At 70.3% G+C, this 14,451-nt stretch carries 19 protein-coding genes and 1 tRNA gene; 10 read left to right on the top strand and 10 right to left on the bottom strand.

Annotated elements, in window-relative coordinates:
• Positions 1 to 4: 4 nt before the first annotated feature.
• Positions 5 to 1,228, top strand: a complete 1,224-nt coding sequence (locus tag ACJJVL_RS06895) for a pyridoxal phosphate-dependent aminotransferase (RefSeq protein ID WP_405217696.1) — start codon at positions 5 to 7, stop codon at positions 1,226 to 1,228.
• Positions 1,229 to 1,320: 92 nt separating this feature from the next.
• Positions 1,321 to 1,596, top strand: coding sequence for a hypothetical protein (locus ACJJVL_RS06890; protein WP_405217694.1), 276 nt, complete (start codon positions 1,321 to 1,323; stop codon positions 1,594 to 1,596).
• A gap of 232 nt (positions 1,597 to 1,828) precedes the next feature.
• Here the strand turns inward: ACJJVL_RS06890 and ACJJVL_RS06885 are convergent.
• Positions 1,829 to 1,901 (bottom strand) — tRNA-Lys (locus tag ACJJVL_RS06885).
• Positions 1,902 to 1,962: 61 nt separating this feature from the next.
• Here ACJJVL_RS06885 and bcp point away from each other — a divergent pair.
• Entirely contained in the window at positions 1,963 to 2,442 is a 480-nt protein-coding gene (bcp, locus tag ACJJVL_RS06880; protein ID WP_405217692.1) for a thioredoxin-dependent thiol peroxidase, read from the top strand.
• Between the two features lie 16 nt (positions 2,443 to 2,458).
• On the top strand, positions 2,459 to 2,620 hold the full coding sequence (locus ACJJVL_RS06875) for a hypothetical protein (protein WP_405217690.1): 162 nt from the start codon (positions 2,459 to 2,461) through the stop codon (positions 2,618 to 2,620).
• A gap of 50 nt (positions 2,621 to 2,670) precedes the next feature.
• On the opposite strand, the gene ACJJVL_RS06870 is transcribed toward ACJJVL_RS06875, so the two are convergent.
• Positions 2,671 to 3,075: a hypothetical protein gene (locus tag ACJJVL_RS06870; RefSeq protein ID WP_405217688.1), complete on the bottom strand. Its 405-nt coding sequence runs from the start codon at positions 3,073 to 3,075 to the stop codon at positions 2,671 to 2,673.
• A 137-nt stretch (positions 3,076 to 3,212) separates the two neighbouring features.
• Between ACJJVL_RS06870 and ACJJVL_RS06865 the strand changes: the two genes are divergently transcribed.
• Positions 3,213 to 3,461 carry a WhiB family transcriptional regulator gene (locus ACJJVL_RS06865; RefSeq protein WP_347756398.1) on the top strand — a complete coding sequence of 83 codons (249 nt, stop codon included), beginning with the start codon at positions 3,213 to 3,215 and terminating at the stop codon, positions 3,459 to 3,461.
• 70 nt (positions 3,462 to 3,531) lie between these two features.
• On the opposite strand, the gene ACJJVL_RS06860 is transcribed toward ACJJVL_RS06865, so the two are convergent.
• From ACJJVL_RS06860 to ACJJVL_RS06850, 3 genes are read right to left on the bottom strand one after another with little or no spacing between them, the layout of a single operon-like run.
• Positions 3,532 to 5,043, bottom strand: a complete 1,512-nt coding sequence (locus ACJJVL_RS06860) for a sensor histidine kinase (RefSeq protein WP_405217686.1) — start codon at positions 5,041 to 5,043, stop codon at positions 3,532 to 3,534.
• A gap of 4 nt (positions 5,044 to 5,047) precedes the next feature.
• Positions 5,048 to 6,316 (bottom strand): CpaE family protein, encoded by a 1,269-nt coding sequence (locus tag ACJJVL_RS06855; RefSeq protein ID WP_405217685.1) that lies wholly within the window; start codon positions 6,314 to 6,316, stop codon positions 5,048 to 5,050.
• Positions 6,313 to 6,924 (bottom strand): SAF domain-containing protein, encoded by a 612-nt coding sequence (locus ACJJVL_RS06850; protein WP_405217683.1) that lies wholly within the window; start codon positions 6,922 to 6,924, stop codon positions 6,313 to 6,315. The genes ACJJVL_RS06855 and ACJJVL_RS06850 overlap by 4 nt, the downstream gene beginning before the upstream one ends.
• 107 nt (positions 6,925 to 7,031) lie before the next feature.
• Here ACJJVL_RS06850 and ACJJVL_RS06845 point away from each other — a divergent pair, with 107 nt between their 5' ends.
• Entirely contained in the window at positions 7,032 to 7,280 is a 249-nt protein-coding gene (locus ACJJVL_RS06845; protein WP_405217682.1) for a helix-turn-helix domain-containing protein, read from the top strand.
• A gap of 10 nt (positions 7,281 to 7,290) precedes the next feature.
• Here ACJJVL_RS06845 and ACJJVL_RS06840 read toward each other — a convergent pair whose 3' ends face one another.
• Positions 7,291 to 7,860 (bottom strand): hypothetical protein, encoded by a 570-nt coding sequence (locus ACJJVL_RS06840; RefSeq protein WP_405217680.1) that lies wholly within the window; start codon positions 7,858 to 7,860, stop codon positions 7,291 to 7,293.
• A 156-nt stretch (positions 7,861 to 8,016) separates the two neighbouring features.
• On the opposite strand from ACJJVL_RS06840, the gene ACJJVL_RS06835 reads away from it, so the two are divergent.
• On the top strand, positions 8,017 to 8,430 hold the full coding sequence (locus tag ACJJVL_RS06835) for an Rv3235 family protein (RefSeq protein WP_405217678.1): 414 nt from the start codon (positions 8,017 to 8,019) through the stop codon (positions 8,428 to 8,430).
• Here ACJJVL_RS06835 and ACJJVL_RS06830 read toward each other — a convergent pair.
• Together ACJJVL_RS06830 and mca are read right to left on the bottom strand one after the other, a co-directional pair.
• Positions 8,427 to 8,744 carry a hypothetical protein gene (locus ACJJVL_RS06830; RefSeq protein ID WP_405217676.1) on the bottom strand — a complete coding sequence of 106 codons (318 nt, stop codon included), beginning with the start codon at positions 8,742 to 8,744 and terminating at the stop codon, positions 8,427 to 8,429. The genes ACJJVL_RS06835 and ACJJVL_RS06830 overlap by 4 nt on opposite strands.
• Positions 8,744 to 9,598 (bottom strand): mycothiol conjugate amidase Mca, encoded by an 855-nt coding sequence (gene mca / locus ACJJVL_RS06825; protein WP_405217675.1) that lies wholly within the window; start codon positions 9,596 to 9,598, stop codon positions 8,744 to 8,746. Before mca ends, ACJJVL_RS06830 begins: the two co-directional genes overlap by 1 nt.
• Before the next feature lie 82 nt (positions 9,599 to 9,680).
• On the opposite strand from mca, the gene ACJJVL_RS06820 reads away from it, so the two are divergent.
• Both ACJJVL_RS06820 and greA read left to right on the top strand, forming a co-directional pair.
• Positions 9,681 to 10,073 (top strand): DUF4307 domain-containing protein, encoded by a 393-nt coding sequence (locus ACJJVL_RS06820; protein WP_405217674.1) that lies wholly within the window; start codon positions 9,681 to 9,683, stop codon positions 10,071 to 10,073.
• Between the two features lie 54 nt (positions 10,074 to 10,127).
• A complete protein-coding gene (gene greA, locus ACJJVL_RS06815; RefSeq protein ID WP_405217673.1) occupies positions 10,128 to 10,616 on the top strand; it encodes a transcription elongation factor GreA in 489 nt (162 codons plus the stop codon).
• A 56-nt stretch (positions 10,617 to 10,672) separates the two neighbouring features.
• Here the strand turns inward: greA and ilvA are convergent, their stop codons facing one another.
• Together ilvA and ACJJVL_RS06805 are read right to left on the bottom strand one after the other, a co-directional pair.
• Positions 10,673 to 11,908 carry a threonine ammonia-lyase gene (gene ilvA, locus ACJJVL_RS06810; protein WP_405217672.1) on the bottom strand — a complete coding sequence of 412 codons (1,236 nt, stop codon included), beginning with the start codon at positions 11,906 to 11,908 and terminating at the stop codon, positions 10,673 to 10,675.
• Positions 11,905 to 13,050 (bottom strand): AI-2E family transporter, encoded by a 1,146-nt coding sequence (locus ACJJVL_RS06805; protein ID WP_405217671.1) that lies wholly within the window; start codon positions 13,048 to 13,050, stop codon positions 11,905 to 11,907. The genes ilvA and ACJJVL_RS06805 overlap by 4 nt, the downstream gene beginning before the upstream one ends.
• Positions 13,051 to 13,118: 68 nt before the next feature.
• On the opposite strand from ACJJVL_RS06805, the gene ACJJVL_RS06800 reads away from it, so the two are divergent.
• Positions 13,119 to 14,339, top strand: coding sequence for a winged helix-turn-helix domain-containing protein (locus ACJJVL_RS06800; RefSeq protein ID WP_405217670.1), 1,221 nt, complete (start codon positions 13,119 to 13,121; stop codon positions 14,337 to 14,339).
• Positions 14,340 to 14,451: the final 112 nt, after the last annotated feature.

Raw genomic sequence — 14,451 nt, 5'->3', positions numbered from 1 at the left:
AGCAATGGCCCTGAAGTCGCTCGATCAGTCCTCGAAGCTCAAGCACGTGCTGTACGAGATCCGCGGCCCCGTGGCCGCAGAGGCCGCGCGGCTCGAGGCCGAGGGGCACCGGATCCTGAAGCTCAACATCGGCAACCCCGCGCCGTTCGGCTTCGAGACGCCCGACACGATCGTGCAGGACATGATCGCGAACCTCCCGCTCGCCGAGGGCTACTCCGATTCCAAGGGCGTGCTCTCGGCCCGCCGCGCCGTCGTGACGCGCTACGAGGGCGTGCCCGGCTTCCCGCCGCTGACCGTCGACGACGTGTTCCTCGGCAACGGCGTCTCCGAGCTGATCACCATGACCATGCAGGCGCTGCTCGACTCCGGCGACGAGGTGCTGATCCCCGCGCCCGACTACCCGCTATGGACCGCCATGACGTCGCTCGGCGGTGGCACGCCCATCCACTACCTGACGGATGAGGCGAACGGCTGGGTGCCGGATCTCGCCGACATCGAGGCGAAGATCACGCCGCGCACCAAGGCGATCGTCGTCATCAACCCCAACAACCCCACCGGCGCCGTCTACACGCGCGAGGCGCTGCAGGGCATCGTCGACCTGGCGCGCAAGCACTCGCTGCTGATCCTCGCCGATGAGATCTACGACCGGATCCTCTACGACGACGCCCAGCACATCTCGATCGCGACGCTCGCGCCGGATCTGCTGACGCTCACCTATAACGGCCTCTCGAAGACCTACCGCGCGGCCGGCTTCCGCGCCGCCTGGGTCGCGATCACGGGCCCCAAGGGGCATGCCGCTGGCTTCCTGGAGGGGCTGACGCTGCTCGCGTCGACGCGCCTGTGCCCGAACGTGCCGGCGCAGTACGGCATCCAGGTGGCGCTCGGCGGCCATCAGTCGATCGAGGATCTCATCCTGCCCGGCGGCCGCCTGCTCGAGCAGCGCGACGCGGCGGTGCAGGGACTGCAGCGGATCCCCGGCGTGAGCGTTGTGAACCCGAAGGGCGCGCTCTATCTGTTCCCGCGCCTCGAGCCCGAGGTGCACGAGATCCACGACGACCGGCAGTTCGCGCTCGACCTGCTGCGGGAAGAGAAGATCCTCGTCACGCACGGCACGGGCTTCAACTGGCCAGATCCCGATCACTTCAGGATCGTCACGCTGCCCTGGAAGCGCGACCTGGAGGACGCGATCGAGCGCATCGGGAACTTCCTGGCGTCGTACCGGCAGTAGCAGCGCAATGCGCACGGTCGGTCTGAGTGTGATCGCGTGTCGCAACGCCACGCGGCGTGCGGCCAGCTCGCATCTGGGCGCGACGTGCGCCCGTGCTGGTGCACGACGCGAATGCCATGCGAACATCAAGCATGGAGATCGCTGAATGGTGGTCGCTGCTGTCGGACCGGCAGCGCGCGTACGTGATAGAGCACAACGGCGAGGCACTGCCCGCCGAACTGGTCACTGCGATTGCGAAGCCTGGTGGGAGCGTGGCACGTGATGCATGGTGGATCGCCGAGTCGGGTGCACCTGGCTTCTCCCTCTCGAGCCGTGCGGTCGATTGGATCGAGGCTGTCGCGAACGGCGAAGATCCCGACTCGCCCTGAGACGGGACGAGCGTGGTCCGGGATGAGCACTCGGCGACGTGCCCCTCGTCTCCACAGCAGCACCTGGTGTTCCCACGGAGCCGGCGGGCGAACGCGATTGGATGCGCCGCTGCGATGCGGGTGACGCCGAACGACGGCTTCCGTCCGACGACGCATCTTCGGCGAAGCTCGCGCGCCGATGGCGCACGAAAGAGCCCCGGAGTCCGCTTTCCGCGGAACTCCGGGGCTGTCGTACACCCCCCGGGACTCGAACCCGGAACCAATTGATTAAGAGTCAACTGCTCTGCCAATTGAGCTAGAGGTGCATGGCTTTCTCAGCCGAGGATCAAGAATAGCAGACGTTCTGGGCACTCGCGCACTGCTTGGATGGAGCGGATGACACACCTCGAGCCCGGCATGCCCGCACCTGACTTCACGCTGCCCGATCAGGATGGTCGCCCGGTCACGCTCTCTGACCTGCGCGGCCGGAAGGTGGTCGTGTATTTCTATCCGCAGGCGCTCACCTCCGCCTGCCAGCAGCAGGCGTGCGACTTCCGCGATCGGCTGCCCGATCTCGCCGAGCACGGCTACGCGGTGCTCGGGGTCTCGCGCGATCCTGTCGAGCGGCTGGCGAGGGCGCACGAGGAGGACGACCTGACCTTCCCGCTGCTGAGCGACGAGGACCTCTTGGTACACCGCGCATGGGACACCTTCGGCGAGAAGAACAGCTATGGCCGCGTGGTCGAGGGCGTACGGCGGTCGACGTTCGTGATCGATGAGGATGGGGTCGTCACGCACGCCTTCTACAACACGAAGGCGAAGGGGCACCTCGAGATGCTGCAGAAGCGGTTGGGCTTCGGGGCGTAGCTTGCTCACCGGTCTCGTGACGCGCGCGACCCTGCGGGCCGAGCGCTCCTCGACCTACGAACTTCCCGCCGATCGAGGAGCGGGCGGCGCAGCCGAGCGCAAGGCGTTCTCGCCGGTCGAGGAGCGGGCGGCGCAGCCGCACGCGTCACGAGACCACGGTCGCGTAACGGTCTCGTGACGCGCGCGACCCTGCGGGCCGAGCGCTCCTCGACCTACGATGCGCGCGGGCTACTCGGAGACGTCGGGGTTCAGCCAGAGGGTGACGCTCTTGCGAAGCACAAGTGTGAAGACCGTGGCGGCGACCGCCGCAAGCACCAGTGCGATCGGCACCGGCCCCTCTCCCCCGTCAAAGGTGCCGACCGCGACACCCAGCTGCAGCACCTGCCACACGACCGCCCCGGCGCGCGACCACTGCTTGCCATTGAGCAGCGCCTTACCGACCTGCAGCAGGAAGATCGCCGCGCCCGCCGCGAGCGCCGCGAGAAAGATGCCGCCGGCGATGTGCCCGGGCGGGTCGCCGAGCGCCGAAATTGCTGTCCACCCGGCCAATGCGAGCATGCCGAGCGCCTCCAGCAGGAGCAGGCCACCGGCCCAGCTGGCAGTGCTTGGACGGGTGCGCGGGGTATCGCTCACAGAAGAAAACCCTTGCCTCTCCGGGGGTGCTGTGGAAGCATAGAACCTTGGGCGGCACCGGTGCTGCGCCCAGAGATTTCTGCGCCGCGACTCTCGCGAAGCGCGACCTCCCACCTCCAATGTACAAGGAGTCATGTATGGATTGGCGTGATGACGCTGCCTGCCTCACGGTAGACCCCGAGCTGTTCTTCCCGGTCGGCAACACCGGCCCAGCGCTCGAGCAGATCGAGAAGGCCAAGGCTGTCTGCGCGACGTGCCCGGTCACCGAGATGTGCCTCCAGTACGCGCTCGAGACCAACCAGGACTCCGGTGTCTGGGGCGGGCTGTCTGAGGACGAGCGCCGCGCGCTCAAGCGCCGCGCAGCTCGCGCTCGCCGCGCCAGCTGACGCACACGCACTGCAGCGGGGTCGCCTTCGGGCGGCCCCGCTCTTGTGTGCGCGGGGACACGCTACGGCGTCAGACGATCTCGTCGTCCTCGCGGATGTAGGCGAGCGGCACCTTCACCGTGACCTCGGTGCCCTCGACATCCCGCGCTCCCCAATCGATCGTGCCCGAGAGCTCGCCCGTCACCAGCGTCTTCACGATCTGCGTCCCGAGCCCCGATCCCACGCGTCCCGGCGGCAGACCGACCCCGTTGTCGCACACCTGCACCGTGAGCCATCCGTCGGCGCGCTCCGCGGTGATGCACACGAGGCCGTCGGTGCGTCCGGCAAGACCATGCTCGACGGCGTTGGTGACGAGCTCGGTGAGCGCGAGCGCGAGTGGCGTGGCATAGCCGCTCGGCAGCGCGCCGAATGAACCGATGCGCTCGGTGCGCACCTGCCCGCCGTTCGTCGAAGCCACCTCGCTCGTGAGCTTCACCGCCCGGTCGAAGACCTGGTCGAAGTCGACCGACTGGCTGAGTCCCTCCGAGAGGGTGTCGTGCACGACCGCGATCGACGAGACGCGACGCTCCGCGTTCTGGAGCGCGGCGCGTGACTCGTCGCTGCTGCTGCGACGCGACTGGATGCGTAGCAGCGCGGCGACGGTTTGCAGGTTGTTCTTCACGCGATGGTGGATCTCGCGGATCGTCGCGTCCTTCGTGATGAGCGTCTGCTCCTGGGCGCGCATGTCGGTCACGTCCCGCACGAGCACGATCGCCCCGAGTCGCTCGGCGCCGCGGCGCAGCGGCAGCGCGCGCACCGACAGCGTCACCAGGCGCGTCTCGATATCCGTGCGCCACGGTGCGCGTCCGGTGACCACGAGCGGGAGCGCCTCGTCCACCTCGTGCGACTCGTCGATCAGGTCTGTGGTGATGGCCGCGAGCGACTCACCCTCCAGCTCGCCGCGGAATCCGAGCCGGGTGAACGCGGAGAGCGCGTTCGGGCTCGCAAAGGTGACGACCCCGACCTGATCGAGGGTGATCAGTCCATCCGACGCCCGCGCGGCTCCCCTGCGAGGGCCCGCCGGCGCCGACTGATCGGGGAAGTCGCCGTCGGCGATCATCCGGAACAGCTCATCGGCGCAGCCCTTGAAGGTGCGCTCGAGCCGACCCGCGCTCCTGGTGTCGGCGTGGTTGGCGTGCCGGGTGATGACGGCGATCGGCCGTCGCACGAGCACGGTCGACGGCTCCGCCTCACGGCGGCGCACCGGGAACGCGCGCACCTTCGCATCGGACTCGACGCCCCACTCCGGCGAGTCGGCCTCCAGCGAGATGCCCTCGTCGAACGCCCGGCCCACCTGCTCACGCCAGGTGTTGCGGACCGGCTGGCCGACGATGTCGCGGTAGAAGAGCGTCGCCGCACCGGCTGGGCGCGCGTGCTGCACCGCGATGTAGCCGTCGTCATCGCCCGTGGGCAGCCAGAGCACGATGTCGCCGATGGCAAGATCCGCGAGCAACTGGAAGTCGGAGACCAGCCGATGCAGCCAGCGCAGATCGAGGTCGTGCAGCAGGCCGTAGCGCTCGGCGATCGACGTCAGGCTCGTCACCCGTTCAGCGTAGCGCGGGCATCCAGCGACGACGTGGCCGCTCGGCCGCGCGCAACGAGGCGCGACTTGCGGGTTCGGTCGGCTCGGCGACCCCTCCGGTCTCGGCGAGCCTGCCCGCAAGCTCCTGCACCCGCCGACGCAGCCGCGATCTGCCCGCGACATCCACAAGGGGCCTGCCCTCGAGCAGCGCCGCGTCGGCGGCCCTTCCGTCAAAGGGCCAGCACGCCTCGGGCGTCACGGCGGCGAGTCTGCGCAGCGTCTCCTGCACGGCCGCCTCCGGCGCGATGCCCATCGCCGTAGCTCGCACCTTGTTCACCACCACGCGCAGACGGGCCTGCGGGACGAGCTCCCGCAGCTCGGGCAGCGTGCGGACGAGCCGTGCGATGCCGACCGTGTCGCCCCCTGCGATCACGACGATCTCATCGGCATGCTCCAGCACCGCGAGCGTCGCTGCGTGGCGTCGGGGTGCGAACAGGTCGCTGGAGATAGCCTCGTCGCGCTCCAGGCTGGCCGCGACGTCGACCACGGTCATCTCCACCCAGTCCCGGCAGCGCTCGAGCACCTCGGTCACCCGGTCGCCTCCCAGCTCCGGCCAGCGGCTCGCGCGCCCGATCCCGGTGAGCACACGCACGGCACCACCCATGGTCGGCACCGACCGCGCGATGCGGTCGAGCTCGTCGACGGTGAGGCTGCCCGCGCGCGCCAGGCGGGCAGCGGCGGCGAAGCCTGGCGACTCGTCGAGCAGACCGAGCGCTGGCGCCACGGACGCGCTCGTGGTGTCGGCGTCGATGAGCGCGACGCGCTTGCCGAGCAGCGCGAACTCGGACGCGAGGGCGATCGCCGCCGTCGTGCGGCCCGGGGCGCCACCTGGACCCCAGATCGCGACCACCCGACCGCGCGACCGCTGTGCGGCGGTCGCATCGGGGGGCGCATCCACCCGCGCTTCGATGGCACCGAAACCATCGGACCACGACACGGCATCGACGCCGAGCGCATGCGCTCGCGAGCGCTCGGCGCCGTCGTCTGCGATCACGAGCATCCGCAGGCCCCGCTCATCGCAGGCAGCGACGAGATCTCGGGTCGCGTGCCGATCGCCGGCCGCGACCAGCACGAGGTCGATGCGCGGCTCTGCGTCGGCGGGTCGCGCATCGAGGCGCTCGATCAGGTCGGCGGCCGTCGCGGCACGGATGGCGACGCGATGCCCGTGTCGGGCTGCCTCCCGAACGATCTCGTCCTCCCGTTCGAGCGGGGCGGAGACGGCGATCCCGATCACGGCGCTGCTCCGACGGGCTGGGCAAGCGGCACGACGGAGAGCATGTGCTCGTTCGACATCGCTTCCAGCAGCCGCCCGGTCTCGTCCGTCGGCACCAGCAGCTCGAGCTGCTGCGCAGCGGTTGCGAGGATGCCCTCATCCTCCATCACGCGGACCACGATCGCCTGGTCGATCAGCACCGCAGGTGGGCCGTAGCCCTCATCGGTCTGGGCGGCCGTCCAGATGTCGACGAGCGAACCGGGGCGCACTGCGCTCGGCAGCGCGCTGCCGACATCGATCACCACCGCCGATCGATCGAGGCTCGCTGCAATGCCCACCGTTCGCTCCGGCAGCACCTCCCCCTCCCCCACGGTGGCGGCGACCACCATCCCGACCGGCGTCGTCGCCGCGTCGAGGTACCGAGCCTGCGTCGCCTGCAGCCGCACCTCGACCTGCTGCACGTCGCCAGCATCGACCGTCTCGCCGGGCAGCAGCGTCCTCGTCGCTGCCCAGGCGACCTCGGTGCGAGCAGACTGCTGGACGACGAACCACACACCCGCGAGCGATGCGAGCACCAGCGCGACACCGATCACGAGCCTTGGGTCCAGCCAGGTGCGCCGTGCTGCCATGACATCCTCCTCATCGACCCGCTCAACCTGACACGGTCGCGCGACACGACGCGGAAGTTGTCCACAGCCTGCGCTCGCACGCGCTCCGCCTGGCCCACAATGGGGCCATGCCGATGGAACCCCGACGCTTCCTCGCGATCGCCGACGTCGCCGACGTGCTCAGCACGACCCCTGCCGCGGTCGTCGATCTGCTCGAGGCAGGCGACCTGCGCGGCGTGCGGGTGCACGGCGCGTGGCGCGTCGCCGACGACGAGGTGCAGGCGTGGGTCGATCGCGAGCTCGAGCTCGAGCGCCGACGGGCGCTGTGGCGCGAGGCGCAGGCGGCCAGCGTCACGGACCTGTTCGGCGACCGCTGAGGACCTGCTGCTAGGGCAGCCGCACCCAGTCGAATGCCGAGAACGGCAGCAGTCGCCACGAGCGCACGGCCGTGGGGCGCGGATGATCGCCGGGCTCATGCACGGCAAGATCGAGGTGGTCACGACCAACGCGATCGATCGTGCCCGCGACGGGAGCGGGCCCCTCGAGGATGACGGTGGCTCGGCGGCGCGCGAGATCGCGCAGCGCGAACGCGAAGCTGAGGCGCGCCTGCAGATCTCCGGCGGCCTCGATCGGCCGCACCGACGCCGCCGCGGCATCGCCGTCGAACTCGATGCCGACGATCGCATGCAGCGGTACGAGCGCTCCCGTCTCGGCCGGCGCACCCTCGACGACGATGCCGTTCAGCCAATCGCGACCGAGGGCCATCCGTCGCAGCCGCAGCCTCGCTCCTGCACGCAGCGTCAGATCGAGCAGCCGGGGTGCCGCGGCGATGCGGTCGCGCAGATCGAGTCGACCGATGCGGAAGCGCTCCTCCTCGGCGCGGAGATCGCGCTGCTCCGCGCCGAGCTCAGCCTCCAGCTGACTCTCGAGATCATCGAACAGGTCGTCGAAGCGCACACCAGCGAATCTAGGTGCGCTCCCACCGCGCGGGCAGGCGTTCTCCACAGGGCAGAACTGCCCATGACGCGAACCCCCGCGACAGGACTATCTTCAGGCCCCACGGCGGGTGCCATGGAGGACTCCGGACCGCAGCTGTGCAGGCGAGGGGGCATCGTGCGAGCGACCAGAGAGCGGATGACGGCGGTGGCAGCAGCCGAGTTCTTCGACTTCCAGCCGTGCTCGTCCCTGGGCCTCCCCGATCCGGCTCCCCTGATCGAGAATCTCGCGACCGGCGTGATCGAGATCCTGCTCGGTGTCCGCGAGGTGCAGCAGATCGCGCGGTGGGTGACGGAGCCCGTCTACGAGCTCCTGCTCGGCCGCTCGCTGTCCGCGCGGCGGCAGCGAGCGCTGCGGCCGGAGCGCGGGGTGCCGGGATTCGCCGTCGGCGCCGTGCGCACGTGCCACCCGGCCGATGGCGTCGTCGAGGGAGCGGTCGTCGTGCGGTCCAGCGGACGCACGAGAGCGGTCGCGGTGCGGCTCGAGGGGCTCGACGGTGGCTGGCGCGCGACCGCGATCCGGGTGCTCTAGCCCTCGGCTCGCGGCGGCCCGTCCCGATCAGCATCGCCCGGCTCAGCTTGCCGGTTCGCGGCGTCGGCCTCAGCCTGTGCTGCGTGCCGCGTGTCGGCGACAGCCTGCTCGAGCCGCTCCCTGCTCTCCGCGACCTCCGCCTGCAGACGCTCCCTGGCATCCGCGCGGTCGTTGATGCGCCGCACCCGACGGTTGAAGTCCCACATCAGCAGCATCACGACGATGGCGACGAGCGCGGTCGCCGCGAACCCGATCACGCCCGGCGTCACCTGATTCGGGTCGTAGGGCAGCTCCTCGATGAACAGCTGGTGCATCAGTCCTCCTCGACGCCCGCGAACAGGTCGTCCTCCTGGCCGTCGCTCTGGATGCGCGATCGCACCAGCTCGTAGTCATCGGTGGGCCACGCCTGCCGCAGCAGCTCGTTGGGCCAGAAGAAGAAGCGCGACTCGGGGTCCACCTGGCTCGCGTGGGCGCGGAGCGCGAGGTCTCGTGCTTCGAAGTGGTCGGCGACCACGACGCGGGTCGTCATCGTGCCACCGCGGTCGCCCATGCGCTCCGCCCATTCGCGCATGAACGGCAAGCGCTCGTCGTCCGGCGACACGCTCTCGAGCGCCGTCAGCAGCGCGCGCAGGCGCACGCCGCTCATGGTGCGGTCGAAGTAGACCTTCTGCACCTCCCACGGCTCACCGAGCTCCGGCAGGCCCGCCGCGGCATGCTCGACGGCCCACATCGTCACCTCGTGGCAGCGGATGTGATCCGGATGCGGGTAGCCGCCGGTCTCGTCGTAGGTGATGACCACCTGCGGACGCAGCCGTCGGATGAGGCGCACGAGCGGTCGGCCCGAGATCTCCAGCGGGATGGTGGCGAACGAGAGCGCCCGCACGGGATCCCCCTCGTCGGGCAGCCCCGAGTCGAGGTAGCCGAGCCACGCGTGATCGATGCCGAGCGCGGCCTGCGCCGCGGCCATCTCATCCCTGCGCAGCCCCGTCATGTCGCGAGCGGCGCGGTGCCCGAGCTCGAACCGCTCGTTGAGCACGCTGCCGCTCTCACCACCCGTGCAGGACACCACGGTGACGTGAGCCCCGTCCGCCGCGTAGCGCGCGAGCGTCGCCGCACCCTTGCTCGACTCATCGTCCGGGTGCGCGTGCACCGAGAGCAATCGACGCATGCCTTCTCCCTCCCCAGCGCGACGCCGCGCGGTGGCGCGGCGATAGGCTGGAACCGACCCATCCTCCCACGGACAAGGCCCCATGACCGATCTCGAGGCACGCTACGGCCGCACCCGCTCGCGCACGCGTCGCGAGAAGGTCCTCGGGATCGGCGTCGGTGTCGCCGTGCTGCTGACCGCGACGCTCTGGGTGTGGTGGGTGGGCACCGATCCTGCCTCGACCCAGCTGCAATCGCGCACCATCGGCCACACGATCGTCGACGACGCCAGCGTCGAGGTCGTGTTCGAGGTGTCGGTGGCGGAGGGCACGCCCGTGGAGTGCGCGGTGCAGGCGCTCAACCCCGCATACAGCGTCGTTGGCTGGGTGCAGCTCGAGCTGCCGGCCGCTGACGCGTTCACCAGCACGCATGTCGTGCAGGTGCGCACGAGCGAGCTCGCGACCACGGGATTGGTCTCGGAGTGCTGGGTGTCATAGCATTCAGGGAGGACCGGCCCACTCGGGGCCGGTTCTTGCATATCGGGAGACGACATGAACGGCACCACGGAGACCTGGCTGACTCAGGAGGCGTACGACCGCCTGCAGGGCGAGCTGGAGCACCTGCAGGGGCCCGTCCGCGCAGAGATCGCCAAGCGCATCGAAGAAGCGCGCGATGAGGGCGACCTCAAGGAGAACGGTGGCTACCACGCCGCCAAGGACGACCAGGCGCAGATCGAGTCCCGCATCACGCAGATCACGCAGCTGCTGCGCAACGCCACCGTCGGCGAGGCGCCAGAGGCCACAGGCACCGTCGAGCCCGGCACCGTCGTCACGGCGACGATCGCCGGCGACAAGACGACCTTCCTGGTCGGCAACCGCGAGATCGCCGAGGCCGGCGATGAGCTCGACGTCTACAGCGAGGCGAGCCCGCTCGGCAGCGCGATCATGGGCCTGAAGATCGGTGCGAAGACGTCGTACGAGGCGCCATCCGGCGCGACCATCGACGTCGAGATCACCGACGTGCAGACCTACCGGGGCTGAGCCCCGAGCGCGTCGATGGCCCCGCGGTTCGCCGCGGGGCCATCATCGTCTCTGCCCTAGACGATCACGGGCTCGTAGCCCGCGCGCCGCAGCGCCTCGAGCACGCGCTCCGCGTGCTCCGGACCGCGCGTCGTGACGGAGATGTCGATGGAGACGTCGCTGATCGACGTCCATGCGTCGTGCTGCGAGTGGAGCACCTCGACGACGTTCGCCTGCTCGTCGGAGACGATCTGGGCGATGATCGCAAGCTGTCCGGGGCGGTCGGGCAGCGCGATCCGCACCTTGAGGAAGCGCTGCGAGGCGGCGAGCCCACGACCGATCACGCGCTCCATGAACAGCGGGTCGATGTTGCCGCCGGAGAGCACCGCCACCACGGGCCCGTCGGATGCGACCAGACCGGTCATGATCGCGGCCGTCGTCACGGCGCCGGCGGGCTCGACCACGAGCTTCGCGCGCTCCAGCAGCATGATCATCGCGCGCGCGATGTCATCGTCGGTGACCGTCACGATCTCGTCGACGGCGTCGCGGATGATCGCGAAGGGCAGGGTGCCGGGTCGAGCGACCGCGATCCCGTCGGCGATCGTCGGCTGCGTGACGATCGTGGTCGGTTCCCCGGCCTCGATCGAGGCGACGTAGGAGGCTGCACGCTCTGCCTGGACGCCGATGATCCGCACCGCCCGTCCGTCGCGCGCAGCCCGTTGGCGCATGGCGGATGCCACGCCGGCCGCGAGCCCTCCGCCGCCGATCGGCACCACGACCGTCGCGACATCCGGAACCTGGTCGAGGATCTCCAGCCCGAGTGTGCCCTGGCCCTCGATCACGTCGGCGTGGTCGTAGGGCGGCACGAAGGTCGCCCCGGTGCGCTCGACGTGCTCGATGGCTGCCGCGAGCGCGGTCTGGAACTCCAGGCCGCGCAGCTCGACCGCGGCACCGTAGTCGCGCGTCGCCTGCAGCTTCGGCAGCGCCACCCCGACCGGCATGAAGATGGTGGCCTGCACCCCGAGCTCGCTGGCCGCGAAGGCGACCCCCTGCGCGTGGTTGCCCGCCGAGGCTGCGACGACCCCGCGCGCTCGCTGCTCAGCGGTGAGCTTTGCGAGCATGTTGTAGGCGCCGCGGATCTTGTATGCCCCGGTGCGCTGCAGGTTCTCGCACTTGAGGTGCACGACAGCGCCGAGCATGCCGCTGAGATAACGCGAGAGCTCCATCGGCGTCTCCTGCGCGACGCCGATGAGTCGCTCGCGCGCGGCCTCGAACTCGGCGAGGGAGGGGCCGGGCAGGGTCGCTTCGCTCATGACACCACATCCTGGATCGTTGGGTTGGGGTTCGTGCGCCACGAGCCGGCGGCGATGGTCTTCACGAAGCTGTTCAGGAAGGCGACGGTCGGCACGGCGAACAGCGCACCCGCGATGCCGGCGACGGTCGAACCCGCCGCCACGGCGACCACGACCGCCAGCGGGTGCACCTTGACCGCTGTGCCCATGATGAGCGGCTGCAGCACGTGGCTCTCGATCTGCTGCACGAGCAGCACGATGCCGAGCATGATCACTCCCGGCCAGAAGCCGAACGAGATGACTGCGACGAGCACGGCGATCGCGCCGGTCACCACCGCGCCGATGATCGGGATGAACGATCCCAGGAACACCAGGATCGCGATCGGGATCACGAGCGGCATCCCGCCCGGGAAGAACAGGCCCAGGATGTAGGCGCCCAGGCCGATGCCGACGGCGTCGATGAAGGCCACCAGCACCTGCACCCGCACGAAGTTGCCGAGCGTCACCCACCCCGTCTTCGCAGCACCGTCTGCCGCGGGGCGCGCCCGCTCGGGCAGCAGTCCCAGGAGCCAGCGCCAGATGCTGCGCCCGTCGCCCAGCGTGAAGATGAGAGCGAAGACCGTCAGCAGCAGGCCGGCGGCGAAGTGCCCGACCGAGGAGCCGACGGTCAAGGCGCTGGACAGGATCGAGGAGAGGTCGTCGCGCAGCGTGCCGAGGATGTTCGTGCCGAAGTCGCGCACGTTCTGCTCGGAGATGCCGAACGGCAGCGAGAGCACCCACGTCTGGGTCTCGGCCCAGAAGCTGACGGCGCGCTGCTGCAGCTGTGGGTACTCCGCGCGGATCTGCGCAACGGCGAGCCAGGCCAGCCCGCCCACGATCACGATCAGCGCCACGAGCGCGAGCGCGACGGCGAGGCCGTGGGGCCAGCGGTGCCGCGCCAGCCCATCCACCGCCGGGCCGAGCAGCGCCGTGAGCAGGGCGGCGAGGAGCAGCGGGATGACGATGATGCTGAACTGCATGATCAGCCAGATGACGATCGCCACGGCGGCCGCGATCGCCACGAATCGCCACGACCACGCACCGGCGATCCGCACGCCGTGCGGCACGTCCTCACGATCCGCGCTGACGGCGGGTCCGGCCTGCATACGTCTCGCGAACAGCATTGCTTGATCCTACGTCCCGGGATCGCCCGCTCTCGCCATGTGTGCGGCCGTTGCTAGCCTCTCGACTCGTGACCACCCGGAGGATCTCTGCCGCGCAGGCCCGCCGCGTCGCGATCGCCGCGGGCGGCCTCGACGACGCGCTGCCCGACGCGCGCGGACGCATGGGTCAGCGCACGCTCGAGCGCACCATCGCATCGCTCGGGCTGCTGCAGCTCGACTCGGTCAACGTCTTCGAGCGCAGCCACTACCTGCCGCTGCTCGCGCGCATCGGCCCCTACGACCGCACCGCGCTCGATCGGATGCTGCACCACGACCACGGGCTCGGGCTCGGCACCTACACCGAGTTCTTGGCGCACGAGGCCGCCGTCATCCCGGTCGCCGACTGGCCGCTGTGGCGCTGGAAGCGCGAGCAGCCGATGCGTGCGAGCGATGAGCGGTGGGCAGCAGCGCACGACACCCTCATCGCCGACGTGCTGGCGGAGTTCGAGGAGCGCGGCCCCATGCGACCGAGCGACATGGAGCATCCCGCGCACGAGCGGCTCCCTGGCGGCTGGTGGAACAAGTCGGATGCGTACTGGGCCACCACCGTGCTCTTCCGCCGGGGTGCGCTGATCACCGTCGGCCGGTCACGGTTCGAGCGCCGCTACGCGGCAGCACGCGCGGTGCTGCCGCCGGAGCCCCAGGCGGGGATCGACCGCGCAGACGCGCAGCGCGAGCTCGTGCGGCGCGCTGCGCATGCCTTCGGCATCGCGACCCTCGACGACCTCGCCGACTACTACCGCCTGCCGGTCGCTGCCGCGCGCGACGCCGTCTCGGACCTCGTCGAGGCCGGCGAGCTCGAACCCGTGGGGGTCGAAGGATGGGGCCGGCCCGCCTACCTCCGGGTCGGCACCCGGATGCCGCGTCGCGTGCGGTCGACCGCGCTGCTGTCGCCGTTCGACCCGCTGGTCTGGTTCCGGCCGCGCGCGGAGCGGATGTTCGGCTTCGCCTACCGGATCTCGATCTACACCCCCGCACCGCAGCGCGAGCACGGCTACTACGTGCTGCCGGTGCTCGTCGACGAGGAGCTCGTGGGCCGCATCGACCTCAAGAGCGACCGTCGTTCCGGTGTCTTGCGCGTGCAGCACGCGACGATCGAGATCGGGCACGCGGATCGTGCCGCTGCGCTGGCGGCGAGGCTCTCCCCTGCGCTCGCGGAGGCCGCTGCGTGGCAGGGGCTCGATCGGGTCGAGGTCGCGGGGCCGGGTACGTGGGCGAAGGAGGTCGCGCAGGCGGTGCGGCAGTCGTAAGCGCTGGGTCTCGCGGCGCGCTCCTCGACCCTGATGGCTTCGGGCTCAACGCGCTTCGCGCTCGCTCCTCACGCTGGGTCTCGCGACGCGCGCCTGCGGCGCGCTCCTCGAC

The sequence above is a fragment of the Agrococcus sp. Ld7 genome, assembly GCF_045064095.1.
Classification (GTDB): domain Bacteria; phylum Actinomycetota; class Actinomycetes; order Actinomycetales; family Microbacteriaceae; genus Agrococcus.
Note: the sequence above shows the minus strand (reverse complement) of the source record. Positions and strands in the feature narration are given on the sequence as shown.

Bases quoted from the DNA above. Each gene is read 5' to 3' on its own strand.
- ACJJVL_RS06895 (WP_405217696.1), top strand. From the start codon at position 5: ATGGCCCTGAAGTCGCTCGATCAGTCCTCGAAGCTCAAGCACGTGCTG.
- bcp (WP_405217692.1), top strand. From the start codon at position 1,963: ATGGAGCGGATGACACACCTCGAGCCCGGCATGCCCGCACCTGACTTC.
- ACJJVL_RS06865 (WP_347756398.1), top strand. From the start codon at position 3,213: ATGGATTGGCGTGATGACGCTGCCTGCCTCACGGTAGACCCCGAGCTG.
- ACJJVL_RS06850 (WP_405217683.1), bottom strand. From the start codon at position 6,924: ATGGCAGCACGGCGCACCTGGCTGGACCCAAGGCTCGTGATCGGTGTC.
- ACJJVL_RS06845 (WP_405217682.1), top strand. From the start codon at position 7,032: ATGCCGATGGAACCCCGACGCTTCCTCGCGATCGCCGACGTCGCCGAC.
- ACJJVL_RS06830 (WP_405217676.1), bottom strand. From the start codon at position 8,744: ATGCACCAGCTGTTCATCGAGGAGCTGCCCTACGACCCGAATCAGGTG.
- mca (WP_405217675.1), bottom strand. From the start codon at position 9,598: ATGCGTCGATTGCTCTCGGTGCACGCGCACCCGGACGATGAGTCGAGC.
- ACJJVL_RS06820 (WP_405217674.1), top strand. From the start codon at position 9,681: ATGACCGATCTCGAGGCACGCTACGGCCGCACCCGCTCGCGCACGCGT.
- greA (WP_405217673.1), top strand. From the start codon at position 10,128: ATGAACGGCACCACGGAGACCTGGCTGACTCAGGAGGCGTACGACCGC.
- ilvA (WP_405217672.1), bottom strand. From the start codon at position 11,908: ATGAGCGAAGCGACCCTGCCCGGCCCCTCCCTCGCCGAGTTCGAGGCC.
- ACJJVL_RS06805 (WP_405217671.1), bottom strand. From the start codon at position 13,050: ATGCTGTTCGCGAGACGTATGCAGGCCGGACCCGCCGTCAGCGCGGAT.